The sequence below is a fragment of the Dactylosporangium sp. NPDC000521 genome, from assembly GCF_042898305.1.
Lineage (GTDB): Bacteria > Actinomycetota > Actinomycetes > Mycobacteriales > Micromonosporaceae > Dactylosporangium.
Window position 1 is genome coordinate 198629 of sequence record NZ_JBIAYW010000007.1, and the last position, 25231, is coordinate 223859.

Consider the following 25231-nt stretch of genomic DNA (forward strand, 5'->3'; position numbering starts at 1 on the left):
CCGGCGTGGCGCGCGGGTGGTCAGCCGGCGAACTCCCGCACGGGCAGGCCCTGGATGCCCACGGCGGCGCGGAAGAGTGTCCCGGCGACGGGGTCCTCGCCCGGCTGGAGGCCTTCCCGCGAGGTCGTGATGAACAGTTCGTCGAGGCGGTCGCCGCCGAACGTGCAGGCGGTGACGCGGGCGGTGGGCACCTGGACCACCTCGTCGAGGACGCCGGCCGCGGTGTAGCGGTGCACGGCACCGCCCTTGTACAGCGCGACCCAGACGCCGCCGTCCACGTCGACGGTGAGCCCGTCGGGGAGCCCTTGCCCTTCGGGGATCGGCACGAAGCGGCGCCGGCCGGTCAGCCCCAGGCCGGGGTCGTAGTCGAACGTGGCCACCTCGCCGGTCGCGGTGTCGTTGTAGTAGGCGCGGGACCCGTCCGGGCTCCATTCCAGGCCGTTGGAGATCGTGACGGCGTCGAGCACGACCTGCACCGACCCGTCGGGGTCCAGGCGGTACAGGGACGCGGCGCCCTTCCGCTGGTCGTACGCCATGGAGCCGCAGTAGAAGCGCCCGTCGGGGTCGCAGCCGCCATCGTTCATCCGCACACCGGTGTCGGTCCACAGCTCCGGCAGGTGGGTGAGCGTGCCGTCGGCGTCCTCGAGGGCGAACCCCCGCTCGACGCCGATGACGGCGCCGCCGCTCCTGCGGGGACGCACGACCGCCGCGACGGTGCCGACGTGGCGGCGGGTGACCGTCGCGTCGGCGGCCAGCGACAGGACGTCACCGGCGAGCATGTCCACCCAGCGCAGGCCACCCCAGCTCGCGGACCAGACGGGCCCTTCACCGTGGTACGTGACCGGGTCCGTGATCGGTTCAGCGTGCACGCGTCTGCCTCCACACGACGTCAACGATATCCGCCGGACCCGCCGGCGGCGTGGCGCATCGGGGTGAAGAACACGGCCGAGCTCCGCCGGTCAGCACCGCCGCAGGGAGCCCAGCAGCGTGTCGATCTCATGTTCGTAGGCGGCGTCACCGGTCTCGGCCAGGGCGTGGACGTACTGCCCGCCGCCGTCCTCCACGAGCGCCTCCCGCAGGTGCCTGGGCGGGGCGCCGGCCTCCTTCGGGAACACGTGGACCCAGTCGGTCGGCAAGCCGAGCAGCCGCCCGCCGCCCCGGGTCACCGAGTCCTGCGGGAAGGCGGTGTGCGCGAGCGAGGGCGCGCTGCCCCGGTACACGCTCGCCGCCACGTACGGCCCGTCCAGCGGCGTCAGCCGGCGCAGGCGCAGCACGACGAACGACAGGCCGAGCTCCTGGTAGGCGACCCAACCGGCCGGCGCGTCCACGGTCAGGACCGCCTGGCCGTCCAGTCCGACCAGTGTCCTCGTGCCGGCCGCCCAGTCCGTCCCACGACCGCCCGGGGTGACGGTGGACAGGATCCGCGTGGCGAGCTCGGCCAGCCCGTCCGGGTCGTCGGCGGCGTTCGGCGACACGAACAGCTGCACCCGTACGACGCTCGTGTCCCCGGTCCGGACGAACGCGTCCGCGATCGGCACGGCCTGGCGCGTCGTGTCCAGCGGCCGGTAACCGTGGGCCACGACATCACCCGGGACCGGGATCGGCACGAGCCGCTGACCGGCCGGCAGTGGCTCGGCGGCGACGACCGTGCCGACGGCCGTCCCGAGATCTCCGGCCACCGTCCGGAACAGCTCGGTCGCCAGCAGCACCAGTCGTTCGCCGTCCAGGTCGTACACCACCCGGGTCTCGGTCCGCGCGGACGTCGCCACCCCCATCAGCGACTGTGGCCGCGCCTCGACCCGGGCCCCGTCCGGCGGCGCGACGCTCAGCCGTCCGTCGAGCAGCGACAGTACTGGTCCGGCCACGAAGGCTCCGCCGGCCCGCCCGAGTGCACCCATGTCTGCCGAACCTAGTGCCCGGGTCGGGCCGGCGTCACGCCGGCCAGCCGTCAGGCGATCGCCTTCGTGCTCATGAGCGTCAGGGTGTCCACGACCCGGTTGGCGAAGCCCCACTCGTTGTCGTACCAGCCGACGACCTTCACGTGCCGCCCTTCGACCCTGGTCAGCGCCGAGTCGAAGACGCATGACGCCGGGTCGCCGACGATGTCGGCGCTGACGATGGGGTCCGTGCAGTACGACAGGATGCCCTTGAGCGGACCTTCGGCCGCGTTCCGGTAGGCGTCCAGCACGGCGTCGCGCGTCACCTCCGTCTCGACGGTCGCGTTGAGCTCGACCAGCGAGCCGACCGGGACCGGCACCCGGATCGAGTCGCCGGACAGCCGCCCGGCCAGGCCCGGCAGGACGAGCCCGATCGCCTTCGCGGCGCCGGTGGTGGTCGGCACGATGTTCACCCCGGCGGCCCTGGCCCGGCGCGGATCCCGGTGCGGGCCGTCCTGGAGGTTCTGCTCCTGGGTGTACGCGTGCACGGTGGTCATGAACCCGTGCTCGATCCCGGCCAGCCCGTCGAGCACGGCGGCCAGCGGCGCGAGGGCGTTGGTGGTGCAGGAGGCGTTCGACACGACCGTGTGCCGGAACGGGTCGTACGCCTCGGTGTTCACGCCGTACGCGAGCGTCACGTCGGCCCCGGCGGAGGGTGCGCCGACGAGCACCCGCTCGGCGCCGGCGTCGAGGTGTGCGCGGGCCGCGTCGGCGGCGGTGAACCGGCCGGTGGTCTCGAGCACGATGTCGACGCCGAGCTCGGCCCACGGCAGTTTGAGCGGTTCGCGCTCGGCGAGCGCGTGGATGCGCCGCCCGTCGACGAGCAGGTCGTCGCCGTCGACCGCGACGATGCGCCCGAACCGCCCGAGCGTGGTGTCGTACTTCAGCAGCTGCGCCAGCGCCGCCGGCGCCGCGAGGTCGTTGACGGCGACGACGTCGAGGTCGCTGTCGCGCTCCACGATCGCGCGCAGCACGCCGCGCCCGATGCGCCCGAACCCGTTGATGGCAATTCGTCCTGACATGCGACAATCGTGCTGGTTCGCTAGGTCAGCCGACAGCGGTAGGTTCGCCAGCCTCCGCAAGGATCGCGCCATTGGGACGGGCGAAGGTCTTGCGGTACTCGCTCGGCGACGTGCCCAGAATCCGCTGGAAGTGCAGCCGCAGGTTCGACCCTGTCCCGAGCCCGACCCGCGCCGCGATCTGCTCCACCCCGAGCCCGCTGCGCTCCAGCAGCTCCCGCGCCCGGTCCACCCGCGCCCGCAGGATCCACTGCGTCGGCGTGTACCCGGTCTCCTCCACGAACCGCCGCGAGAAGGTCCGCGCCGACACGTTCGCGTTGCGGGCCAGGTCCTCGAGCGCGAGCGGCTCGCCGAGCCGTTCGAGGGCCCACTGCCGGGTCGCCGCGAAGTGCTCGCCGACGGCCTCCGGCACGCTGCGCGGGATGTACTGCACCTGTCCCCCGCTGCGGTACGGCGCCGCCACGAGCCGCCGCGCCACGTGATTGGCCAGCGCGACACCGTGGTCGCGGCGCACGAGATGCAGGCAGAGGTCGATCCCGCTGGCCGCGCCTGCCGAGGTGAGCACCTCCCCCTCGTCCACGAACAGCACGTCCTCGTCGACGAGGATCGCCGGATGGCGCCGGGCCAGCTCACGCGTGTAGTGCCAGTGCGTGGTGGCCCGCTTGCCGTCCAGCAGCCCGGTCGCCGCGAGCGCGAACGCCCCGGTCGAGATCGCGGCGAGCCGGACCCCGCGCGCGTGGGCGGCGCGGAGGGCGGCGACGACCTCGGCCGGCGGCTCCTCACGGTCCGGATGCCGGTACCCGGGAATGAACACGGTGTCGGCCGCGTCGAACGCGTCGAGCCCTTCGGCCACGTGGTACGCGAGCCCGTCGCCACCGGCCACGAGCCCGGGCGCGGCCCCGCACACGTGCACCGCGTACGGCATGCTCGGCCGGTTGGTGAACACCTGCGCCGGGATGCCCACGTCGAGCGGCTTGGCTCCGTCCAGCACGAGCACCACGACCCGATGCACCCCGTCGGCCACGGCAGCTCCTCCTCTCACCCGTGCAGCCTCACATCCGCGCAGGCCGCCCTGACAGTGGCGGGAAAGCCACGTACCGCAAGTTTCTCGCCATCGCGCCTGTCAGTGCCGGCCGCGGCGACCCACCCACCGGCGCACCGCACTGGCGAGCGATGTCACCGCGCGGACGGCGGCCCGCCCCGGTTCCCCATTGAACACGTGCACGAGCGCGTCGACGGCGCCCAGGCGCAGGCGGCCGCCGGAGAAGATGGCGGCGCCGCGCAGCGGCAGCTCGTTGATGCCGTGCTCGTACATGGCGAGTGCGGCCGGGTCTGCCCGGACGTCGTCGTCGATCGGGGCCATCCGCCACAGGATCGCCTTGAGCAGCCGGCCGGGGCGGGTCGTGCCGACCTCGTCCAGGGTGGACTGGCGGGTGAAGGGCCGCACCGGCCGGGGCCGCGGGACCGGGTGCCCCAGCCGCTGCCGGAACTGCTCGTCGTCGGCGGCGACAAGCGGCTCGGCGGCGGTGGCAGCGGCGCCGTCGAGGCCGCCCTCTACCGTGACGGTGACGACGCCGACCACGTCGGTGCTGGACCGCGCCACCTCCAGGTCGTGGGCGCCGGACGGGATCCGCCAGTCGGCGACGCGTACGTCGTAGAACGCGAACGCCCGGGCCGCGACGGCGACGGTCACGGTCTGCCGCTCCCCCGGCTGGAGGCGGACCTTCGCGAACCCGGCGAGCTCGCGGCGCGGGCGGGAGACGACGCCGGTGCGGTCGTGCCGGTAGACCTGCACGACGTCGGCGCCCGGGCGCGAGCCGGTGTTGGTGACGGTCACCGTGACGGTGACGTCGTCTCCGGCCTGGACGGTGGGGCGGTCCACGCCGATGCCGTCCCAGGCGAACGTGGTGTAGCTGAGCCCGTGCCCGAACGGGAACAGCGGCTCCCGCTGCGCGGTCGTGTGGTACCGGTAGCCGACATACAGGCCTTCGCGGTACTCGACCTGATGCGGGTCGCCGGGGAAGTACGGGTCCGCGGCGACGTCCTCCAGCGACGCCGGGAACGACTCGGCCAGCCGCCCGGACGGCTCGGCGTCGCCGTACAGCACGTCGGCGAGGCCCGCCCCACCGGTCTGACCGCCGAGGTAGGACTCGACGATCGCCGCCGGGGCGTCCTTCCACGGCATGAGGACCGGTGCGCCGTTGGACAGCGCGACAACGGTGCGCGGGTTGGCCGCGCAGACGGCCGCGACGAGGTCGTCGTGCTGCGCGGGCAGCGCGAGGTCGGTGCGGTCGAACCCTTCGCTCTCCTTGGACGGCGGCAGCCCGACCATGACGACGGCGACGTCGGCGGCACGGGCGGCGGCGACCGCCTCGGCGATCAGGGCCGGGTCGGGGCGCGCGTGGACGGGGTCGTACCCGGGCGCGTAGGTGACGGTCACGCCGCGGCGGGTCAGCTCGTCCAGGACCGTGGTGATCCGGGTCGGGGCGACCTGGGAGCTGCCGCTGCCCTGGAACCGGGGTCGCTGCGCGAACGCGCCGATCAGCGCGACCGGGCGGCCGGGGTCCAGCGGCAGGACGCCGTCGTTGGTGAGCAGCACGGTGCCTTCGGCGGCGGCGCGGCGGGCCAGGGCGTCGTGGTCGTCGACGGGGATGGCGGGACCCCGGGTCCGCGCCGACCTCGCCACCAGGTCGAGCACCCGCTGGGCGGACCCGGTGACCAGGTCGGCTGGGAGCCGCCCGGACGTGACCGCCTCCTCGACCTCACGGTCGAACAGGCCCTGGCTGCCGGGCATCTCCAGGTCCATGCCGGCGGCGACGGCCGCGACCCGGTCGTTGGTGGCGGCCCAGTCGCTCACCACGAGGCCGTCGAAGCCCCACTCGTCGCGCAGGATGCCGGTGAGCAGCCGGTGGTGCTGGGTCGCCGGGTGGCCGTTGACGTTGTTGTACGCCGCCATGACCAGCCACGGCCGGCCGGCCTTCACCGCGTGCTCGAAGCCGGACAGGTACAGCTCGCGCAGGGTCCGCTCGTCGACGACCGCGTCGACGACGAACCGGTGGGACTCCTGGTTGTTGACCGCGAAGTGCTTGAGGCAGGCACCGACCCCGTGGTGCTGCAGGCCGGTCACCATCGCCGCGGCGAGCCGGCCGCTGAGCAGCGGGTCCTCCGAGAAGTACTCGAAGTTCCGGCCGCACAGCGGGTGCCGCTTGATGTTCAGGCCCGGCCCGAGCACCACGTCGACGCCCAGGGCCCGCGCCTCGACGGCCAGCGCCTGCCCGATCCGCTCCGCCAGGTCCTCGTCCCAGGCGCTGGCGATGGTCACCGCCGTCGGGAAGCACGTGGACCGTTCGCTGCCGGTGACGCCGAGATGGTCGCCGGCGTCGGCCTGGAACCGCAGGCCGTGCGGCCCGTCGCTCAGGACGGCGGCCGGCACGCCGGCCTCGGGCAGCGCCCGGGTGCGCCACACGTCACCGCCGGAGAGCAGGCGGATCCGTTGCGTGAGGGTCAGCTCGGCGGCACGGGGCAGCGCGGTCATGGACGCTCCAGGCAGGGTCGTGCGGGCGGCGGGCGCGTCCAGCATGCCTTCCGCACGGCGCGGCGATGATTCGGGGCCTGACGAACGGCCGTCCGATGTGGACGCCCGCCACGCCGGTGCCGCGGTCCGCCGGGGCCGCAACACCGCCGCGCCGGCGGCCACCGCGCGGACCAGCAGCGCGGTGGCGACGGCGGTGCTGGAGGCGTTCGTGAAAGGTCGGTGGCGGGTCACCGCCAACGGCGGCAGCTGCCTGCTCGCCTGACCCGGCGCGGCCGCCGGCCCGCTCCCTCGTCAGGGCGGGCTGGCGGTCGTGCGGTGCGAGCCGCGGCGGTCACCGCCGCAGCAGCCGGGCGATCCACTCGTCCCGGGTCCGCACGGCCTGGCGGGCCATGGGCGACTGCGGGACGAGCTGGTCCCAGCCGTGCGTGCCGCCGGGCCACACGTGCAGCTCCGCATCGCCGCCGTCGGCCCAGATCCGGGTGGCGAAGGCGACGTCCTCGTCCCGGAAGACCTCGGCCGAGCCGACGTCGATGAACGTCGCCGGCAGGCCCGCGAGTCCGGTCGCACGGCCGGGTGCCGCGTAGATCGACACGTCGCCGGTGGCCCGCCGGTCGCCGAGCAGGGCGGTCCAGCCGGTGCGGATGCTGCCCCGGTCCCAGGCGCCGACGCCGTCGAACTGCCGCATCGACATCGTCTGGTCCCGGTCGTCGAGCATCGGGCAGATCAGCATCTGCCCGAGCAGCGCCGGTCCCCCGCGGTCGCGGGCCAGCAGCGCCGTGCCGGCCGCCAGGCCACCCCCGGCGCTGGCCCCGACGAGCACGATGCGGTCCGGATCGGCGCCGAGCTCGGCGGCGTGCCCGGCTACCCAGAGCAGCGCCGCGTAGCAGTCCTCCACCGGGACCGGGTCCGGGTGTTCGGGGGCCAGCCGGTAGTCGACGGTCACGGCCACCGCACCGTGCTCGACCACCCAGGGCAGCACGGCCGACATGCCGGCGAGGCGGTCGCCGAGCATCATGCCGCCGCCGTGGAAGTGCAGCACCACCGGCGCCGGTCCGTCCACAGTGGACCCGGTGAAGACCGACACCCGCAGGGCCGCGCCCTGATAGCCGGCGATGGTCAGGTCCCGCCGGTCGACCGGGAACGCCGAGAGGTCCTCCGGGACCGCACTCGCGCGGCGCCCGGCGATCTGGTCCGCGGTCACCGAGACCAGGGTGCCGTCGGCGCGCATCCGCTCGAGCTCCGCGGCGACGGCAGGTTCGAACGGGGGCCGCCTGCGCGGAGCCGGCGTCATCGGTCGGTCACCTCGGCGAACCTGCTGGTGATCCAGGCCGGATCGGTGATCGCGGTGCCGACGACCACGGCGGCCGCGCCCGCGTCCAGGGCCTGCCGGACGTGCTCCGGCCGGTGGTAGCGCCCTTCGGCGACGACCGGCACGGCCGGCACCTCGGCGGCCAGCTCGCGCACGAGGGCGAGGTCGGGCCCGGTGAGCTGCGGGCTGTACGGCGTGTACCCGGACAGTGTGGTGGCGATGAGGTCCACGCCGCAGGCGGCCGCCGCGACCCCTTCGGCCACTGTGGACACATCGGCCATGACGAGGCCGCCGGCATCGTGCACCGCCTGGACGGTGTCGCGCAGGGACGCGCCGTCCGGCCGGGGACGGGCCGTGGCGTCGGTGGCAACGACGTCCGCCCCGGCGGCCAGCACCTCCAGGGCGTCAGCGACGGTCGGGGTGATGAACACGCCGCTGCCGCCGCGCTTCGTCAGCCCGATGACCGGCACCGTGACGGCGTCGGCGACGGCGCGGACATCGGCCAGCCCGCCGACCCCGCCGCACCGCACGGCGGTGGCGCCGCCGAGCACGGCGGCCTCGGCGAGCCGGCGGATCGTGGCCGTGTCCCGCAGCGGATGCGTCGGTCCGGCCTGGCACGAGACGACGAGTCCGCCGCGGATCGCCGTCATGAGTTCGGTGAGGTTCAAGCTTGCTCCTGTACGGATGGCGAGAGGTTCAACGGTGCCCAGCCGCGGTCGTGCGGGCCAGGTGCGCCGCCCCGAGCAGCGCGGTGTCGGCGCCTGTGGCCGGCACGAGAACGGGCACGGACCGCAGCGGCGGGAGCGCCTCCTCGCGGAAGGCCTCGCCGACGGCACCGGTGAACTCGGCGACGTTGAGCGCGACACCGCCGCCGAGGGTCACCGCGTCGACGTCCACGGCGGCGACCAGACCGGCCAGGGCACGACCGAGCAGGTGCCCCGCGCCGCGGACCACGATGTCCGCGGCGCGGTCGCCCGCGCGCAGCCGCGTCACGACGTCGGTGAGCGGCACCGTGTCGACACCCTGCTGCCGCGCGTACGCCGCGGCGATGGCGGGGCCTGCCACCGCCGCCTCGAGATGGTCGAGGCGCCCGCAGCCGCACGGGATCGCCCCGCGCACCGGCACGAGCAGATGCGCCAGCTCGCCTGCGCTCGCGTGCGGGCCCGCCACGGCGGCGCCGTGCCGCAGCAGCGCGCCGCCGACACCGGTGCCGATCGAGACGTGCAGGACGTCCCGGTAGCGCGCCACGGCCGGGTCCCGGGCCACGCCCATGGCGGCGACGCGCACGTCGTTCGCGACGGCGGTCCGCAGGCCCGTGCGGGCGGACAGCTCGGCGCCCACCGCGGTTCCGGCCCAGCCGGGCACGATGTCCGTGGCCGAGCGCACCGTCCCGGTCGCCGGGTCGATGACGCCCGGGGCGCCGACGCCGGCGGCGCCGACCTCGACCCCCCACCGCTCGGCGTGCTCGCGCATGCCCCGGACGAGCCGCGCGGCGGCGTCGAGGATCGCCGGGCCGCCGGCGGGGGTGCCGACGCTGCCGCGTTCCAGGACGCGGTCGGTGTCCTCGACCAGCCCAGCCGCGATCTTCGTGCCGCCGATGTCGACCGCGATCCACGCCCGGCGCCGGCCGGTGGTGTCCCTGGTCACAGCAGGCCCGTCGCCACCAGGGTGCGCCGCACGACGTCGATCTCGGCGTCGTCGAGCTGGATCTGCGGCGGCGCGGTGACCGCGTGGTCGATGACGCCGCGCAGCCGCAGGGCCGCCTTGAACGCACCCAGCGCCGAGGATCCGCGGCCCATCCGCGCCGACGAGCCCACGTGCACGATGCGCATCAGCCGCAGCAGCCGCTCCTGCTCGCGGGCGGCGAGGTCCCACTCCCCGGCCACCGCGTGCCGGTAGAGCGTCGCGTACCCGTGCGGATCGACGTTGCCGAGGCCCGGCACCACCCCGTCGGCGCCCATCCGCAGCGCGTTGTCGACGGTGAGCTCCGAGCCGGTGAGCACGGTGAACGTCGACAGCCCGGCGTCGTCGCGCGCGGTCAGCAGGTCCCGCAGCCCGGCGTCGTCGCCGGTGGAGTCCTTGAGCCCGGCGAGGACCCCGTCGGCGGCCAGCCGCAGGAGCATCTGCGGGTCGAGCCGGGTGTGCACCGACACCGGCAGGTCGTAGGCGTACACCGGGGTCTGGCACTGCTCGGCGATGCGCCGCAGGTGCAGCTCGACCTCCGCCGGATGGGTCCGCGTGTAGAAGGGCGCGGTGACGACGATGCCGGCGCAGCCGGCCCGCACGGCCCGGTGCGCGTGGTCGAGCACCCGCAGGGTCGTCATGTCGATGACCCCCACCAGCACCGGCACCTGCCCGGCGACGTGCCGCACGACCGCGTCGACGACCGTGGCGCGGTGCCGGTCCGGCAGGAACGCCACCTCGCTGGAGGAGCCGAGCACGAACAGCCCGTCCACGCCGCCGGCCAGCTGGAAGTCGACCAGGCGCAGCAGCGACGCGACGTCCACCTCCAGGTCCGGGGTGAGCGGGGTGCACACCGGCGGCACCACGCCGGTCAGCCCCCGGGGCACCGTGGATCCCGCGGTGGCCGCCGCGCCGGTCGTGGAGGTGATGGTGCTGGTCATCGGATTCCTTCCGTGGATCGGCCGGCACCGTCCGCCGGGCCGGCGGCGCGGTGCAGATCCGAGTAGTCGGTGACAGGGTGGTAGCAGCGGAACCGCTGGGCCGGGTCGACGCTGTCCTCGGCGTAGGGCGGCATCGCGGTGGCGCACGTGTCGGTGGCGCGCCAGCACCGGGTGCGGAAGGGGCAGCCCGACGGCGGGCGCACCGCGGACGGGACCGGACCGGTCAGCGGGATGGGACGCATCGGCCGCAGCAGCCCGGGTGTGGCTGAGAACAGCGCCTGCGTGTACGGGTGGCGCCCCCGCTCGATGCGCGCGACCGGCAGCTCCTCGACCACGCGGCCGAGGTACATGGTGACGATCCGGTCCGACACGCGCCGGACCGTCTGCAGGTCGTGCGACACGAACACCATCGCGAGCCCGAGCCGCTCGCGCAGGTCCATGAGCAGGTTGAGGATCTGCGCCCGCACCGACACGTCCAGCGCCGAGGTCGGCTCGTCGGCGACGAGCAGCGCCGGCTCCAGGGCGAGCGCCCGGGCGATGGCCACCCGCTGCCGCTGCCCGCCGGACAGGTGCGCGGGCAGCGCGTCACGCGCCGAGGACGGCAGGCCGACGAGGTGCAGCAGCTCCCCGACGCGCTGCAGGCGCTCCCGCGGGGTGCGCCACCGCTGCACGTCCAGCGGATCGGCGATGATCCGCTCGACGGGCAGGCGGCGGTTGAGCGACGTCGACGGGTCCTGGAAGACCATGCCGACGGTCCGGCCGATGTGCCGGCGACGCTCGGTGGTGCTCAGCCGCCAGATGTCGCGGCCGCCGAGCAGGACCGTGCCCGCGGTCGGCCGCTGCAGGCCGACGAGCACCTTCACCAGGGTCGACTTGCCGCAACCGGACTCGCCGACGACGCCGACCGTCTCGCCGGGCGCCACGGTGACGTCCGCGCCGGTGAGGGCGTGCACACGGTCGCGGTTGAGCAGCGAGCCGCCGGGCGCCCGGTGCTCGACGCTGACCTCGCGCAGCTCCGCCAGGCTCCCCAGGTCCACGCAGGACGATGCGGTCATTGGACAGCCACCTTCACGTCGTTGTCGCGTGGTGCCGGGTGATGGCAGGCCGCCAGGTGGCCGTTGAGCTCGGCGAGCACCGGGCGCTGCCGGTCGCAGCGCTCGGTCGCGCTCGGGCAGCGGTCGGCGAAGCGGCAGCCGGCGGGGAAGTCCGCGGGTGCGGGCACCGTGCCGCTGATCTGCACCAGCTTCGGCGCCTGCGACTCCAGCGACAGCACCGAGCCCAGCAGCCCACGGGTGTAGTGGTGGGCCGGCGCGGCCAGAACGGCCGCGGTGGCGCCGTGCTCGACGATGTGTCCGCCGTACATCACCGCGATCCGGTCGCAGACGTCGCTGACCAGTGCCAGGTCGTGGGAGACGAGGACGAGCGCGAAGCCGAGCTCGGCGCGCAGCCGCAGCAGCAGCTCGATGACCTGCGCCTGGACCGTGACGTCCAGCGCGGTGGTCGGCTCGTCCGCGACGACCAGCTTCGGGTCGCGCGCCAGCGCCATCGCGATGACGACGCGTTGCCGCTGCCCGCCGGACAGCTCGTGCGGGTAGGACGACAGGGTCCGGTCGGGGTCCAGCCCGACGAGCGTCATCAGCTCGGGCGCCGTGCGCGTGCCGCCGCGGCGGATGATCTGCTTGAGCTGCGCCCGGACGGTCATCGACGGGTTGAGCGCCGACAGCGCGTCCTGGTAGATCATCGCGACCTGCCGGCCCGTCACGGCCCGCCGGGCGGCACCGCGCAGGGTGAGCAGGTCGGTGCCGGCGAAGTCGACGGTGCCGCCGACCCGGGCGCCGCGCGGCTGCAGGCCCATCAGCGTCAGCGCGGTCAGCGACTTGCCGCAACCGGACTCGCCGATGAGTCCGAGCACCTCGCCGGGGCGCACGTCGAAGCTCACCCCGTCGACGATGTCGACGCCGTTGTGGCTGCCGGGGAAGCCGACGCGAAGGTCACGCACGGACAGCACCGGCGCCGCGGTGACCGGTGGACGGGCAGCGGCGGCGATCCGGGCCGCCGCCTCGGCCAGGCCCGGCAGGGCGACCGGCGTGCGGTCCGCGACCGCCTTGTCCAGCGGTTCGCCGGACCCGCTGCGGCGCCGGCCGGCCGGTGCCGCCCAGGCGTCGGAGATGCCCTCCGCCAGGATGTTCAGGCTCAGCACGGTGAGCAGGATCAGCAGGCCGGGGAAGAAGGTCGCCCACCAGCCCTTGCTGGCCAGCAGTTGCTGCCCGTAGGCGATGACGCTGCCCCAGGACGACGGGCCCGCCTCCGGCTGCAGCCCGCCGCCGATGAACGACAGCGACGCCTCGAAGACGATCGCGTTGGCCACCATGATCGTGGCGTACACCAGGATCGGCGCCGCGCAGTTGCGGGCGACGTGCCGCACGACGATGTGCCAGCGGCCGGCGCCGATCACCCGCTCGGCGGCGACGTAGTCCTCGTGGTACTGGGCGGCGACGTTGGCCCGGACCAGCCGCGCGATCTGCGGGGTGAAGACGAACCCGATGGCGCCCACCAGGACCGGGAGGCTGTCGTTGCCGTACGCGACGACCAGGATCGCCGCGAGCACGATGGTGGGGAACGCCATCACGACGTCCAGCGCCCGCATGATGATCTCGTCGACGGCGCGCCGGCTGGTCGCCGCGACCGCACCCAGGATCGCGCCGGCGAGCAACGCCAGCCCGGCGGAGCAGAAGCCGACGACCAGCGAACGCCGGGTGCCGGCGACCAGGCGGGAGAAGATGTCCCGGCCGAGCCGGTCGACGCCGAACCAGAAGTCGCCGTTCGGGCCGGTCGTCGGCGCGGCGAGGGCGACCTGGGTGGGGTCGTGCCGGACGAGCCAGGGCGCGGCGATCCCGACCGCCACGACCATCAGCAGCAGCCCGAGGCAGATCTTGGCCGGCAGCGGCAGCCGGCGGACGCCGGAGCCGACGGCCTGGACGGCATGGACGGCCCGCGCGATCATGCCTGCGCTCCTCGGAGTCGGGGGTTCGCCGCCAGGTACAGCAGGTCGACGACGAGGTTCACGATGACGAAGCCGAGCGCGATGACGATCACCAGTCCTCGGGCCAGCCCGATGTCGTTCTGCTGCACCGCACTCATGATCTGCGTGCCCATGCCCGGCAGCGTGAAGATGGCCTCGATGATGATCGCGCCACCGATCAGGTAGCCGACCTGCAGACCGAGGACGGTCATCGGGGTCAGCAGGGCGTTGCGCAGCACGTTGCGGCCGACCACCACGATCGGTGGCAGCCCGGCACCGATCGCCGTGCGCACGTAGTCCTTGTCGAGCTCCTCCACCATCGAGGTCCGCACGACCCGGGCCAGCGCGCACCCGACCGGCACGGCCAGGGCGACGGCGGGCAGGACCAGGTGCTGCAGCCAGCCGCTGAACGACTCCGACGGTGCCACGTAGTGCCCGCTCGGCAGCGAGCCGCCGCCGATCGTCGACAGCTGCTGGATGAGCAGGATCGCCAGCCAGAACGACGGGATGGAGATGCCCGCCATCGACAGCAGCCGGGTGAGCTGGTCGGGCCAGCGGTCCCGGTAGAGCGCCCCGGTCAGTCCCAGCACGAGCGCGACCACGATCGCGCCGAGGACGCCGAGGAAGGTCAGCTGCAACGTGACCGGCAGCGCCTCGGAGATCACCGAGCTGATCGGCACGTTGAGGGAGAAGGTGTTGCCGAGGTCGCCCTGCAGCAGCGACCACAGGTAGTCCAGGTAGCGCACCAGCAGCGGGCGGTCCAGGCCGTTGGCCTTGTTGAAGGCGTCGATCTGCTCCGCCGTCGCCTGGTTGCCCAGCACGGAGATCGCCGCGCTGTTCGGTGACAGCGCCATGACGAGAAAGATGAACAGGATGATGCCGAGCATCAGCGGGACGAGCGCCGAGAGCCGGCGCAGGACGATGCCGAGGATTGCGTTCACCCGCCGCTCCTTCCATTGTCGGGGTGCGCCGCCGGGGCCACAGCCGGGCCGGGATCACCGGTCCGGCCGGCGTCCGGCGGCATTCGCTCGAACCTCAGGGGGCGACGGTTCACGCCCGCGACGTGTTGAGGAAGTACAGGCCGGTGGTCGAGGCGCCCTGGAAGTTCTTGAGCTTCTTGGGGTCGTGCGCGGTCACCATCTTGACGTGGAACACCGGGTACAGCGGGGCCTCGTCGGCGATGATGTCCAGCGCCTGCTTCCAGATCGCCTTCTGCTCCGCGCCGGAGGCCTTCGCGGCCGACTCGATGAGCTGCGCGCACTGCTTGGCCTGGTCGTTGGTCCAGCGGTGCCGGTCCTTGGTCCACGTCTGGTTGAGGTAGAACCAGCGCAGCAGGAGGTCCACGTCCGGGCCGAATGTCGTCGGGTCGCCGGAGGCGGCGAGGACCCGGAAGTTCGGGCCCGGCACGACGGTGCCGTAGATCGCCGAGGACGGCATGGTGTTCAGCGTCGCGTTGACCCCGATCGCCTTCCAGGCGTCGATGACGATGGGGGCGCTGTCCTTGATGAACGCGGCGTCGGTGGTGTGCAGCTCGAACGACAGGTTGCTCGCGCCTGCGGCGGCCAGCAGGCTCTTGGCCTTTTCCGGGTCGTAGTTGTAGACGGTGCTGGCCTGCTGGTAGCCGGCGTTGCCCGCGTCGAGGTAGCTCGTCGCCGCCGTGCCGTAGCCCTGCAGCGCCGTCTTGATGACCTTGTCCTTGTCGATGGCGTAGTGCAGCGCCTGGCGCACCCGCTTGTCGCTGAAGGGTGCGGCCGTGCAGTTGAACATCAGGAACATGTGGTTGAACGCCTGCTTCTCCTCGACCTTGCGGTCGCCGCCGCTGAGCGCCTTGACGTCGAGGTAGGGCACGGCCTCGATCGCCTGGGACGATCCGCCCCGCAGGTCGTTGAGCCGGGCGGTGCCGTCCGAGCTGGTCCGCAGCGTGATCTTCTCGACCTTCGCCGGGCGCGGGCCGTTGTAGGCGGCGTTGATGCCCATCACGACGCCGGCGGTGGCGTTGGCGCTGACGACGGTGAACGGACCGGAGCCGATCGGCGCGGTGTCGAACGCCTTTGACGCCGCCGCGTCACCGGTCTTCGCCTTCGGCACGATCTTGATGACCGCGATCCGCTGCGGGAACAGGCTGAACGGGTGCTTGAGGGTGAACTCCGCGGTGCGCGGGTCCTTCGCGGTGACCTTGTCGAGGAAGGTGATGAAGCCCGCCATGAGCGCCTTGTTGGCCGGGTCCATCGCCCGCTGGAACGACCACGCGACGTCCTCGGCGGTCACCGGCGTGCCGTCGGAGAACTTCGCGCCCTCGCGCAGCGTCACGGTCCAGGTCAGCCCGTCGGCGCTCGGCGTCGGCTGCGAGCCCGCCAGGGCCAGGTAGGGCTCACGCGTGATCGGGTCGAGGTCGATCAGCGCCTCGAAGACGTGCTGGTTCACCGCCGTGGCCACCGCGCTGGAGGCGTTCATCGGGTCGAACGCGCTGGACAGGGTGAAGGCGAGCGTGGCCTCGATCGTCTTGCCGGCCGGGCCGCTGTCGGCGCCGCTCGTGGTGTCGCTGTCACCGTCGCCGCAGGCGCCGAGGCCGGCGGTGATGGCGGTCGCCGCGCCGAGGATGCCCGTGTACCGCAGAAGGTCGCGCCGGGACACGCCTTCGAAGCTGTTCTTCATGCCTACTCCCGAGGTTGTAAGACATCGTATGTCTGATCAATGTAGGCGGTACGCTAGAAGCCTGCCAGGGCTGAGTCAAGGCCGGGGCGAGAACCATCTGTAACGGATGCGCAACATCGATTCCGGCGACCCGCCGGTGTCGACCCGCGCTGCCCGCCCATCGGGCCGACCCCCGCCGAAGGTGCAACATGCCTGATGGCGGCATGCGCCGTCGACCCGCGCACCGGCCCGCCGGCGGGCACGACAGCACGGCGCGACGCGCCCGCCGAACCGGGCATGCGTCACGCTGCGTATTCATTCCCTCGGACCATAGCGCGCACCGGGACCGCCGCAGTACCGGCGCCGGGGCGCTGCGGTCAGCCCGGGTCGGCGGCGGTGATCCTCCGGCGGACCGGCGCGTAGTGCTGCACCACGGCGGCGGCGAACGCGTCCACATCACGCCGGCGGGCGGCCTCCACCATGGCCCGGTGCGCGGCCAGGGCCTCGGCGTCCTCCTGCGGGCTGGACATGCCCAGGTACGGCGCCACGATGGCGTGCACGTCCCAGAACGCGGTGGTGAGCTGGCTGACGAGGTGGTTGCCCAACGGCTCCATGAGGAGCCGATGGAACTGGCGGTCGGCCTCGACCTGCGGCGCGCTGCCGGGCGCACACCGCTCCAGCTCCGACGCCGCGTGCTCGAGGCTGGCCACGTGCGCCTCGTCGAGCCGCTCGACGATCCGGGCCGCCATGCCCTCCTCGAACAACTGCCGGACGTCCACGAGATCCCGCAGGGCGCGCACGTCGTCCCCGGGACTGAGCAGGCTGCGGAACGTCAGGCTCTCCACCAGCGAGGACAGCGACAACCGCCCGACGAAGGTGCCCGACCCGTGGCGGACCTCGACGATGTCGAGCGCGGCGAGTGTCTTGATCGCCTCACGCAGGCTCGACCTGCTGGCGTTGAGGGCATCGCACAGCTCCGCCTCGGTCGGCAGGGAGTCACCTGGCCGGAGCCGGTTGTCGATGATATACGTCTTGATGCGGTCCGTCACCGCTTGCCGCAGCAAGGTGCGGTCCGGCCGGACCGGCTTGATGTCCGCGCGCATGAACACTGCCCTCCCTAGCCCCACCCGAGGGCACTCCCGTCATGACATCAGACATCATACGCCTGATGTCCCCTGGGATCGGACGAGGGGTTTCGCCCGCCTCACCTCGTACGCACAGTGATGGATGTCTGATGTCCGACGCTTGGTAGCATAGCCAGCACCCCTGGCAGCGAACGATCGGAAACGCAATGCGCACGGACATCAAGCCGGCCCGCGCCAGCCGCGCGCTGTTGCGGCACGCGGTCACGGAGCAGATCAAGTCGTACATCATCGAGAACCGCCTCAAGCCAGGCGACTCCCTGCCGACCGAGGCGGAGCTGTGCGACGCGCTCAACGCCAGCCGGTCCAGCCTGCGCGAGGCGATCAAGACCCTGGCCGCGCTGGACATCGTCGAGGTCCGCCACGGATTCGGCATGTTCGTCGGCCGGCTGTCGCTGTCCTCCCTGGTGGAGAGCCTCACCTTCCGGGGCCTGCTCAGCCCCGAGGACGACTTCCGGGTCCTGCTCGACCTGGTGGAGATCCGTCAGCTGTTCGAGGAGGGCCTGGCGGCCCGGATCATCGAGGGGCTCGACGACGAGCAGCTGTCCAAGCTGGATGAGGTCGTCGACCAGCTCGGCGGGTGCACCACCGACGAGGCGCTCGTGGAGACCGACCGCGCGTTTCACGACCTGCTCATGCAGCCGTTGGGCAACCAGCTGATCACCCAGCTCAACGGCGCGTTCTGGGACGTCTACACGATCGTCGCGCCGTACCTGGGCATCGCCAACAGCGAGGCGAAGGCCGACACCGTCACGGCGCACCGCGCCATGGTCGAGGCGGCCCGCGAGCGTGACGCGGCAGCCTTCGCCGCCGCCGTGGTGGCGCACTACGCCCCGGTCCGCCAGCGGATCGCTGCCGCCACCCGGTCCGCGGCGGAGCACACCGAGCACTGACCCACCACCGACCCCGACCGCGAGGCCGCCGGATGTATCCGGCGGCCTCTTGGCATCCCGGGGCCACATCGCGGGGCCACCTCGCGGGGCGCCGCATCGCCGCATGACCTCCCTTGACGGGGTATCCACGTCACCCTATGGTCATCGGACATCGTATGTCCGATGACCTATCCCCCGCGGTCATGCATCCGAAGGAGCCGATGTGACACATCCGAGAGCTTTGATCCGAGCTGCGACGGCGGTGATCGCCGCGCTGACCTTCACCGCCGTGCTGCCGGCCGCCTCCGCCCAGGCCGCCCCCGCCGGCGTCATCGCCGTCGCCGGCGCCGACTGCGCCGCCAGCCGGCTGACGCTGAACCTCGTCAACACCAGCACCGCCGCACAGACGTACACGGTCACCTGGCCGGGGCGCTCCGGCTCGCCGTGGACGCGCACGGTCCCCGCCGGCGGCTCCTTCCTGCACTACTGGACCCTCGCCCCCGGCACCGCGTACGACCTGCGCACCACCACCCCGACCGGGCTGGACACCACGGCCGCCGGGATCTTCCACTGCGGCACCGGCATGTCCGCGCTGGCCAGCATGGACTGCACCGCCGGCCGGCTGCAGCTCACGCTGGAGAACCGGACGAGCGCCGCGACGACGTTCACCACCACGTGGCCGGGGCGGTCCGGCTCCCCGTGGACCACAACGGTGGCGGCGGGCGGCAACGCGCAGCTGTACTGGACCGTCCCGGCGGGCACCGCGTACACGCTGCGCACGACCGCGGCCGGCTTCGACCTGACGAACCAGGGCACCGCCACCTGCGGCCTGGCCGACGGCACCCCCAAGATGAACGCCGTCACGGTGCTGACGACCCAGAGCGTGATCCGCGGCCTCAACGGACCGAACGGCACCTACGACGGCACCGTCGCCTCCGTCCGGATCCCCGGCATGGCGGTGACGAACAACGGCACCGTGATCGCCGTCGCCGACGCCCGCGTCAGCGGCAGCTACGACCTCGGCGGCGGCGACAACAACATCCAGATCGCCATGATGCGCAGCACCAACGGCGGCACGAGCTTCGAGCAGCCGCGCATCATCCACCACGCGGCGACCGTCAGCGAGGGGGTCGGCGACCCCAGCGTGCTGGTCGACCGCACCACCGGCGCCGTCTACGTCTTCTTCACGTACTCCCCGCGGCCCGGGATCAGCTACTGGTCGGCCGGCTCGGGCGTCAACACCGCCACCGACCCCAACAGCCTGCACCTGCGCTACGTCAAGAGCACCGATCACGGCGCGACGTGGGGCGCGGCCGTCGAGCTCAACCCACAGGTGAAGGACCCGGCGTGGAAGCAGGTGTTCTTCTCCTCCGGCCACGGCATCCAGACCAGCTCGGGACGGCTGATCCAGCCCATCTCCTACCGTGACGCGAACGGCGTCAGCAACGCCGGCAACGTGTACAGCGACGACCACGGCGTGACGTGGCGGCGGGGCGGCTCGGCCGGCGCCGTCATCAACGAGAGCAAGGCCGTCGAGCGCAGCACCGGCGCCGTGGTGCAGAACATGCGCCACGACAGCGTCCGCAGCCGCTACTACTCGACGTCCACCGACGGCGGTGTCACCTTCGGCGCGGCGACGGCGAGCAGCCTGCTGCCCGACCCCGGCTGCAACGCCGACGAGACGAGCTACCTGCGCCCGTCCGACGTCGGCGCGAACGGCGCGCCGACCCGCACGAGCACCGTGCTGTTCAGCAACAACGCGAGCTCGAGCGCCCGCAACAACCTCACCGTGCGGCTGTCCACCGACAACGGGGCGACCTGGCCGACCCGGGCGCTGCTCAAGCCCGGCGCCGCCGGTTACTCCACGATGGCGGTGCTGGCGGACGGGCAGGTCGCGGACCTGTACGAGATCGGCAACACCGGCGGCATCATCTTCACCCGGTTCTCCCTGGACTGGGTGCGCGGCGCCTGACCCACCGGAACACCACGGCGGGCGCGTCCGACTCGGACGCGCCCGCCGCTGCGTGCCTGACAGGTTCCTGGCTGTTCCCGGTTGGCCGTCGTGGCGCGGCTATCGGGGGCGCACGGTGTAGGTCAGGTGTGTCACCCGCGGGGACGGCTCCGCGCGGACCGGCTCCAGGGCCACGCGGGCCGCGTCCACGCCCTCGAACAGGCGGATTCCGGAGCCGAACAGCACGGGCGACAGCGCGATCGAGAACTCGTCGACCAGGCCGGCGTTCACGTACTGCAGGATCGTCTCGGCGCCGCCGGCGATGCGGACGTCGCGGTCGCCGGCGGCCTCGCGGGCCCGGTCGAGCGCGGGCCCGATGCCGTCGTCGACGAAGTGGAACGTGGTCCCGCCCGGCCGCTCCCAGGGGTCACGCCGCTCGTGCGTCACGACGAAGACCGGCGTGTGGAACGGCGCCTCCTCCGGCCACATCCGCTCGCCGGCGTCGAACATGCGCTTGCCCATCACGCTCGCGCCGGTGCGCTCGAACGTCTCCCGCACGATGTCGTTGTCGCGCCCTTCCTCGCCGCCCTCGCCCAGGTGGAGGTTCTCCCGGAAGAACCGCTGCGGGAAGATCCACTGCTGCAGCTCCATCCACTGCCGCCCCATCAGTTCCCCGAGGGACGCGGGCGCGATGAACCCGTCCAGCGACATCGACACGCTGAAGAACACCTTCCCGGCCATCAGCCCTCCGCTCCCGTCCGGACGATCTCGGTGACGTAGGCGGCCAGGCTGCTCAGCGTCTGCCGGCCGCCCTCGATCGCGTGGTACTTCTCCACCGCCTCGTCGCGCAGTTCCTTCGTGGGGAACACCGTGCGCATCTCGATCCGGGTCGCCGCGCCGTCCGGCTCGAACGTCAGGACCGACTCGAAGGCGTTCGGGTCGTCGCGGGACTCACCGTGCAGCAGCGCGATCCGCTCCGGCGGGACGATCCCGGTCCAGGTGATCCACTCGGGGTAGTCGGTCCCGTCCGGCCCGTGCATCACGAAGTCCCAGACCCCGCCCTCGCGGAACTCGAAGGACCGCGTGGTGGTGGTGAACCCGTCCGGGCCCCACCACCGTGACAGGTGCCGGACCTCGGTGAACGCCTCGAACACCAGCTCCTGCGGGGCGGCGATGACCCGGGAGATCACGACCTCCCGGTCGGCCGTCGCCGGCTCCGCCCCCGTTTCCTGCCCTGTCCCTGCCATCGGTCACTCCCCTTGCCGTGTCTGCTTGAGCTCCTGCACGTAGGTGTCGAGCCGGTCGAAACTCTCGTTCCAGAACCGCTCGAACCCGCCGACCCACTCGTGGATCGGCCGCAGCCCGCGGGCGTCCAGGCCGTAGAGGCGCTGCTTGCCCACCTCGCGGACCCGCACCAGCCCCACCTCCCGGAGCACCCGCAGGTGCTTGGACGCCCCCGGCTGGCTCATCCCCAGCTCCCGGGCCAGGTCGGTCACCGGCCGCTCACCCGCCCGCAGCAGCGCCAGGATGTCCCGGCGCTGCGGCTCGGCGATCGCGTTGAACGTGTCCGACGTCGTCACTGCTCGTGCCACGGCAGTCATCATATTCCGATAACGGAATGCGTCAAGCCGGATTACTTGACCGCGCCGCCTGACCCTGTGGTGCCCGGGACGGTCCGCCGTCCCGGGCGCCACAGCCGCGCGTTCCCGGCGTCAGGGGCGGCCGAGCACCAGGGAGGTCGCCTCGTCCGGCACCACGTCGGCGGGCAGCGGCGTGATGCGGTGGACCGCACCGTCGAGCCCGAGCAGGACCACGCCGTCGGGGCGTGCCACGGCCAGTTCGGCCGCGCCTGTCCAGTACACGATGCGTGCGTCGTCTTGCAGCGTGTACGCGGGCTGCCGGGTCGACAGGTCGATCACGACGGCCTGTCCGCGCTCGGCGACGACGACGAACCGGCCGTCCTGCGACCACGAGTGGCGGCCCGGGACCGCGCCCGGCACGGTGTCGCCGACGCGGGCGCCGGTCGCCGCCGAGTACACGGCGGTGCCGTCGTTCATCAGCTTCTGCGTCAGCTCGGTGCCGCCGGGTCGCCAGCCGGGCGCGCACTGCTCCAGGCACACGATGCTGGGGCCGACCTTGCTCGCGGTGGCCGCGGCGGCGTCGGCGACCGCCATCTGGATGCTGTCCGGTTCGGTGCCGGTCGTCGCGTAGACCAGCCGTGTGCCGTCCGGGGACCAGTCCGGCGCACCGCTGACGATCTTCGGTCCGGTGACCCAGCGGACCTTGCCGGTGCCGACGTTCAGGATGCCCACGGACTGCTCGTCGACCACGGCGGCGAGGTCGCCGGAGGGCGCCGGACGGACGGTGCCGTACTGGACGGTGCGGTAGGTGCCCTTGCTGCGGTTCAGGACCATGGTGCCGTTGCGCACCGGAGCGGCCACGATGACGAGGCCACCGCCGACGTCCACCGGACCGTCGGCGAACCTCGGCGTCGCGACCGGAGCGGGTGGGGCGGGCGGGCCGCTGGAGGCCACCGCCGGGCTGGTCGTCGGCTGCGCCGGCGCCGTGCTGGCGACCGCGCCGGGCGTGACGGGTGCCGCCGTGTCGTCGGGTAGCACGGCGTAGGGGATCGCGAGCGCGCCGACCGCCGCCACCCCGGCCATCCCGACCAGCGCGCGGCGCCGCCACAGCAGCCGCCGGTACCGGCGCACCGCCGGTCCGGCGAAGTCGACCGGCTTGGCCTCGTCCACCAGGTCCTCGAGCGCACCCCGCAGCGCGGTGTCGAACGGACTGTTCACAGCGATGCTCCATCCAGGGTCGGGTGACTGGCGGCGGCGCGGCGCAGCTTGGACAGCGCCCGCGACGCCAAGCTGGCGACGGTGCCGGTCGAGCAGCCGAGCAACTCGGCGACCTGCTGCTCCGTCATGTCGTCGAGGTAGCGCAGCACGACGACCGCCCGTTGCCGCGGGGTCAGCACCCGCAGCGCCTCGCGGAGCACCAACCGCAGGTCGGAGCGCTCGCTCGGATCGGCGATGGTCTCCTCCGGCGGCACGGCCATCAGCGTCTCCGGCCGGCGGCTGCGGTGCCGCCACACGGAGACCCAGTCGCGGTACACGATGCGCTTGACGTAAGGCTCGGGGTGGTCGTTGATGCTCGACCACTTCATGAGCGCCTTGGCCAGCGCACCCTGCAGAAGATCCTCAGCGGTGTGTTGCGCACCGGTCAGCGCGTACGCGAACCGGAACAGCGCATGACTGCGTTGCTCCACGAACTCCGTGAACTCGTACTTGGTCACTGCATCCACGTAGTGCACCTCCGCCGCTACATACGCCACGCACCGGCGGAACCTTGCCGTCCTCCAGCGAGAATTTTCGCCGGCGGATCAGCCCACGCTGTAGGACAGGGTGACCGCGTTGTTGGTCTCGTCGTACTCGGTCCACCGGTAGCTGTCGACGTCGACGCCGAACTGGTAGGTCCCCGGCACGCCCGGTGTCTCGAAGTAGTACGTGAACTGGCTGGTCGTGCCCGTCGGAAGGCTTTCGGCGTGGCAGACCACGTGGCCGGCGCCGCTGCCCCACCGGAAACAGTCGAAGGGCACCCCGCTGTCGTTGGTGAAGAGCACGTCCAGCTCACCCGCCGCCCGGCGGAGGTGCACGTACACCGGTCCCGAGTCGGGACCGATCCCCGGCCGTGGCGCGGTGTTCCCGCCGACGCGCCAGCCCGTGTTGGTCACCTGGACCGTGTAGCTGTGGATCACGCCGCCGGTGACGGGCGTCGCCGGGTCGACCGTCACCGCGACGGTGATGTCCGCGAGGTACCGGACGCACGTCACGCCGGTGCAGGGGGCGGCCACGGCCGGGCCGGCTGGGAGAATCGCCCCTACCAGCACGAGGCCGGCGGGAAGGGCGCGCCACAACCTTGGTAACCAGGACATGACCCGATGCTACGAATTGGTCATTGTCGAACCAAGCAAAGGCGCGCAACCCGACAGACACCTGATCCAGCCCGTCGCCGGCCACAGGGAGGAACAACCATGACCCGGTTCCCGCGCCACTCGGTCAGCGTCGCCGCGGTGGTCACCGACGGCAGCGGGCGGGTGCTCGTCATCCAGCGACGCGACAACGGCGAATGGCAGATACCCGGTGGCATTCTGGAACTGGACGAGACCCCGCAGGACGGCGTCCGTCGTGAGGTCCTGGAGGAGACCGGGGTGGAGATCGAACCGCTTCGGCTGACAGGCATCTACAAGACCGTGACCGTCGGCATCGTCGCGCTGGTCTTCCGCGCCCGCCTCGTCGCGGGCACGCCGGCGGAGACCGAGGAGTCGGCCGCCGTCGACTGGTGGACCGTCGACCAGGTCACCGCGGGCATGACCGAGGTCTTCGCCGTGCGCACCCTCGACGCGCTTCGAGCGGATCCCACACCGGCCGTCCGCAGCCACGACGGCCGGCGGTTCGTCGACCAGCACGAGCAGTACACAGGCTGAAAAATGCCCCGGACGGCCGAGGCGTGCGTTCAGCGCATGGTGTCGAGCAGTCCCCGCGCGGCGGACTCGGCCTCCCGGCACGCCGTGGCGCAGATGCGGCAGTGCTCGTGCGTCTGGGCATGGCTGCTGCACTCGTCGCCGCACGACCTGCACGCCATCACGCACGCCTCCAGCAAGGTGTGGCTGATGTTGGCGTCATAGCCGGTGTGCCGCGACAGCACCCGTGCGGTGGTGGCGCAGATGTCGGCGCAGTCCATGTTGGTGCGGATGCACTTGGTCAGTTCGGCGACCATCCCCTCGCTCAGGCAGGCGTCGGCGCACGCCGTGCACGCCTCGCTGCACGCGATCAACGCATCGATCGCCCCGGCCAGCTTGGCGCGGTCGAGGTTGATCGTCTGCGGGTACGTCTCCAGCATGGGCATTGTCGTGGTCACGGCGCGCCTCCTTCGTGTCGCTGCCGACCCTCGGCCACCACCCGAATGAGCGCGATGACGAGCGGTGGTCGAGGTGTGCCCGGTCGTCCAGGCCGAGCTCGGTCCGGACCGGGGCAACCGGGTGCTCGCCGTCGTGGACCGTGCGCAGGCGGTGTCGGCACAGGTCACCATCGTGCCTGGCCGCGCCTCGGTTCCGGGCCTTGTGTTCGCCCTACCCCGATTCGGGCGGTCCAACCGTCGAGTGTCGCCGTTTGCCGGTGAGCCGG

25 protein-coding genes are annotated in these 25231 nt (G+C 72.7%); 4 read left to right on the forward strand and 21 right to left on the reverse strand.

Features of this window, described 5'->3' with window-relative positions; all coding sequences use genetic code 11:
* Nucleotides 1-20: 20 nt before the first annotated feature.
* From ACFY3L_RS23860 to ACFY3L_RS23880, 5 genes are all read right to left on the reverse strand, one after another.
* Entirely contained in the window at nt 21-869 is an 849-nt protein-coding gene (locus tag ACFY3L_RS23860; protein ID WP_389327899.1) for an SMP-30/gluconolactonase/LRE family protein, read from the reverse strand.
* 90 nt (nt 870-959) lie between these two features.
* Entirely contained in the window at nt 960-1865 is a 906-nt protein-coding gene (locus tag ACFY3L_RS23865) for a hypothetical protein (protein WP_389327902.1), read from the reverse strand.
* An 83-nt stretch (nt 1866-1948) separates the two neighbouring features.
* Nucleotides 1949-2959 (reverse strand): type I glyceraldehyde-3-phosphate dehydrogenase, encoded by a 1011-nt coding sequence (gene gap, locus ACFY3L_RS23870; protein WP_389327904.1) that lies wholly within the window; start codon nt 2957-2959, stop codon nt 1949-1951.
* Nucleotides 2960-2984: 25 nt separating this feature from the next.
* Nucleotides 2985-3980 carry a GlxA family transcriptional regulator gene (locus ACFY3L_RS23875; protein WP_389327907.1) on the reverse strand — a complete coding sequence of 332 codons (996 nt, stop codon included), beginning with the start codon at nt 3978-3980 and terminating at the stop codon, nt 2985-2987.
* 99 nt (nt 3981-4079) lie between these two features.
* Nucleotides 4080-6491: a glycoside hydrolase family 3 C-terminal domain-containing protein gene (locus ACFY3L_RS23880; RefSeq protein WP_389327910.1), complete on the reverse strand. Its 2412-nt coding sequence runs from the start codon at nt 6489-6491 to the stop codon at nt 4080-4082.
* On the opposite strand from ACFY3L_RS23880, the gene ACFY3L_RS23885 reads away from it, so the two are divergent.
* Nucleotides 6490-6753, forward strand: a complete 264-nt coding sequence (locus tag ACFY3L_RS23885) for a hypothetical protein (RefSeq protein ID WP_389327913.1) — start codon at nt 6490-6492, stop codon at nt 6751-6753. The genes ACFY3L_RS23880 and ACFY3L_RS23885 overlap by 2 nt on opposite strands.
* 69 nt (nt 6754-6822) lie before the next feature.
* Here the strand turns inward: ACFY3L_RS23885 and ACFY3L_RS23890 are convergent, their stop codons facing one another.
* The 9 genes from ACFY3L_RS23890 to ACFY3L_RS23930 all read right to left on the reverse strand — a co-directional run bounded on the left by ACFY3L_RS23890 (nt 6823) and on the right by ACFY3L_RS23930 (nt 17183).
* Nucleotides 6823-7782: an alpha/beta hydrolase gene (locus ACFY3L_RS23890; RefSeq protein WP_389327916.1), complete on the reverse strand. Its 960-nt coding sequence runs from the start codon at nt 7780-7782 to the stop codon at nt 6823-6825.
* A complete protein-coding gene (locus ACFY3L_RS23895; protein WP_389327919.1) occupies nt 7779-8468 on the reverse strand; it encodes an N-acetylmannosamine-6-phosphate 2-epimerase in 690 nt (229 codons plus the stop codon). The genes ACFY3L_RS23890 and ACFY3L_RS23895 overlap by 4 nt, the downstream gene beginning before the upstream one ends.
* 28 nt (nt 8469-8496) lie before the next feature.
* A complete protein-coding gene (locus ACFY3L_RS23900) occupies nt 8497-9447 on the reverse strand; it encodes an ROK family protein (RefSeq protein WP_389327922.1) in 951 nt (316 codons plus the stop codon).
* Nucleotides 9444-10424, reverse strand: coding sequence for a dihydrodipicolinate synthase family protein (locus ACFY3L_RS23905; RefSeq protein WP_389327925.1), 981 nt, complete (start codon nt 10422-10424; stop codon nt 9444-9446). The genes ACFY3L_RS23900 and ACFY3L_RS23905 overlap by 4 nt, the downstream gene beginning before the upstream one ends.
* Nucleotides 10421-11479, reverse strand: coding sequence for an oligopeptide/dipeptide ABC transporter ATP-binding protein (locus ACFY3L_RS23910; RefSeq protein ID WP_389327928.1), 1059 nt, complete (start codon nt 11477-11479; stop codon nt 10421-10423). The genes ACFY3L_RS23905 and ACFY3L_RS23910 overlap by 4 nt, the downstream gene beginning before the upstream one ends.
* Complete coding sequence (locus ACFY3L_RS23915) at nt 11476-13428, reverse strand: dipeptide/oligopeptide/nickel ABC transporter permease/ATP-binding protein (protein ID WP_389327931.1); 1953 nt, start codon at nt 13426-13428, stop codon at nt 11476-11478. Before ACFY3L_RS23915 ends, ACFY3L_RS23910 begins: the two co-directional genes overlap by 4 nt.
* Complete coding sequence (locus ACFY3L_RS23920) at nt 13425-14387, reverse strand: ABC transporter permease (protein ID WP_389327934.1); 963 nt, start codon at nt 14385-14387, stop codon at nt 13425-13427. The genes ACFY3L_RS23915 and ACFY3L_RS23920 overlap by 4 nt, the downstream gene beginning before the upstream one ends.
* A gap of 109 nt (nt 14388-14496) precedes the next feature.
* The gene (locus tag ACFY3L_RS23925; RefSeq protein WP_389327936.1) at nt 14497-16101 is read right to left on the reverse strand and encodes an ABC transporter substrate-binding protein; all 1605 of its coding nucleotides are present in this window, start codon (nt 16099-16101) and stop codon (nt 14497-14499) included.
* A 356-nt stretch (nt 16102-16457) separates the two neighbouring features.
* The gene (locus ACFY3L_RS23930; protein WP_389327939.1) at nt 16458-17183 is read right to left on the reverse strand and encodes a FadR/GntR family transcriptional regulator; all 726 of its coding nucleotides are present in this window, start codon (nt 17181-17183) and stop codon (nt 16458-16460) included.
* Between the two features lie 188 nt (nt 17184-17371).
* Between ACFY3L_RS23930 and ACFY3L_RS23935 the strand changes: the two genes are divergently transcribed.
* Nucleotides 17372-18115 carry a FadR/GntR family transcriptional regulator gene (locus ACFY3L_RS23935; RefSeq protein ID WP_389327942.1) on the forward strand — a complete coding sequence of 248 codons (744 nt, stop codon included), beginning with the start codon at nt 17372-17374 and terminating at the stop codon, nt 18113-18115.
* 202 nt (nt 18116-18317) lie between these two features.
* Nucleotides 18318-20066, forward strand: coding sequence for an exo-alpha-sialidase (locus tag ACFY3L_RS23940; RefSeq protein WP_389327944.1), 1749 nt, complete (start codon nt 18318-18320; stop codon nt 20064-20066).
* Nucleotides 20067-20165: 99 nt separating this feature from the next.
* Here ACFY3L_RS23940 and ACFY3L_RS23945 read toward each other — a convergent pair whose 3' ends face one another.
* The 6 genes from ACFY3L_RS23945 to ACFY3L_RS23970 all read right to left on the reverse strand — a co-directional run bounded on the left by ACFY3L_RS23945 (nt 20166) and on the right by ACFY3L_RS23970 (nt 23979).
* Nucleotides 20166-20786, reverse strand: coding sequence for a dihydrofolate reductase family protein (locus ACFY3L_RS23945; protein ID WP_389327947.1), 621 nt, complete (start codon nt 20784-20786; stop codon nt 20166-20168).
* A complete protein-coding gene (locus ACFY3L_RS23950) occupies nt 20786-21292 on the reverse strand; it encodes an SRPBCC family protein (protein ID WP_389327950.1) in 507 nt (168 codons plus the stop codon). Before ACFY3L_RS23950 ends, ACFY3L_RS23945 begins: the two co-directional genes overlap by 1 nt.
* Before the next feature lie 3 nt (nt 21293-21295).
* Nucleotides 21296-21637 (reverse strand): ArsR/SmtB family transcription factor, encoded by a 342-nt coding sequence (locus ACFY3L_RS23955; RefSeq protein ID WP_389327953.1) that lies wholly within the window; start codon nt 21635-21637, stop codon nt 21296-21298.
* 120 nt (nt 21638-21757) lie between these two features.
* On the reverse strand, nt 21758-22843 hold the full coding sequence (locus tag ACFY3L_RS23960) for a hypothetical protein (RefSeq protein WP_389327956.1): 1086 nt from the start codon (nt 22841-22843) through the stop codon (nt 21758-21760).
* The gene (locus ACFY3L_RS23965) at nt 22840-23349 is read right to left on the reverse strand and encodes a SigE family RNA polymerase sigma factor (RefSeq protein WP_389327959.1); all 510 of its coding nucleotides are present in this window, start codon (nt 23347-23349) and stop codon (nt 22840-22842) included. Before ACFY3L_RS23965 ends, ACFY3L_RS23960 begins: the two co-directional genes overlap by 4 nt.
* A gap of 78 nt (nt 23350-23427) precedes the next feature.
* A complete protein-coding gene (locus ACFY3L_RS23970; protein ID WP_389327962.1) occupies nt 23428-23979 on the reverse strand; it encodes a hypothetical protein in 552 nt (183 codons plus the stop codon).
* A gap of 99 nt (nt 23980-24078) precedes the next feature.
* Between ACFY3L_RS23970 and ACFY3L_RS23975 the strand changes: the two genes are divergently transcribed.
* Nucleotides 24079-24531, forward strand: a complete 453-nt coding sequence (locus tag ACFY3L_RS23975; protein ID WP_389327965.1) for an NUDIX hydrolase — start codon at nt 24079-24081, stop codon at nt 24529-24531.
* Between the two features lie 29 nt (nt 24532-24560).
* Here ACFY3L_RS23975 and ACFY3L_RS23980 read toward each other — a convergent pair whose 3' ends face one another.
* On the reverse strand, nt 24561-24965 hold the full coding sequence (locus ACFY3L_RS23980) for a four-helix bundle copper-binding protein (RefSeq protein ID WP_389327968.1): 405 nt from the start codon (nt 24963-24965) through the stop codon (nt 24561-24563).
* Nucleotides 24966-25231: the final 266 nt, after the last annotated feature.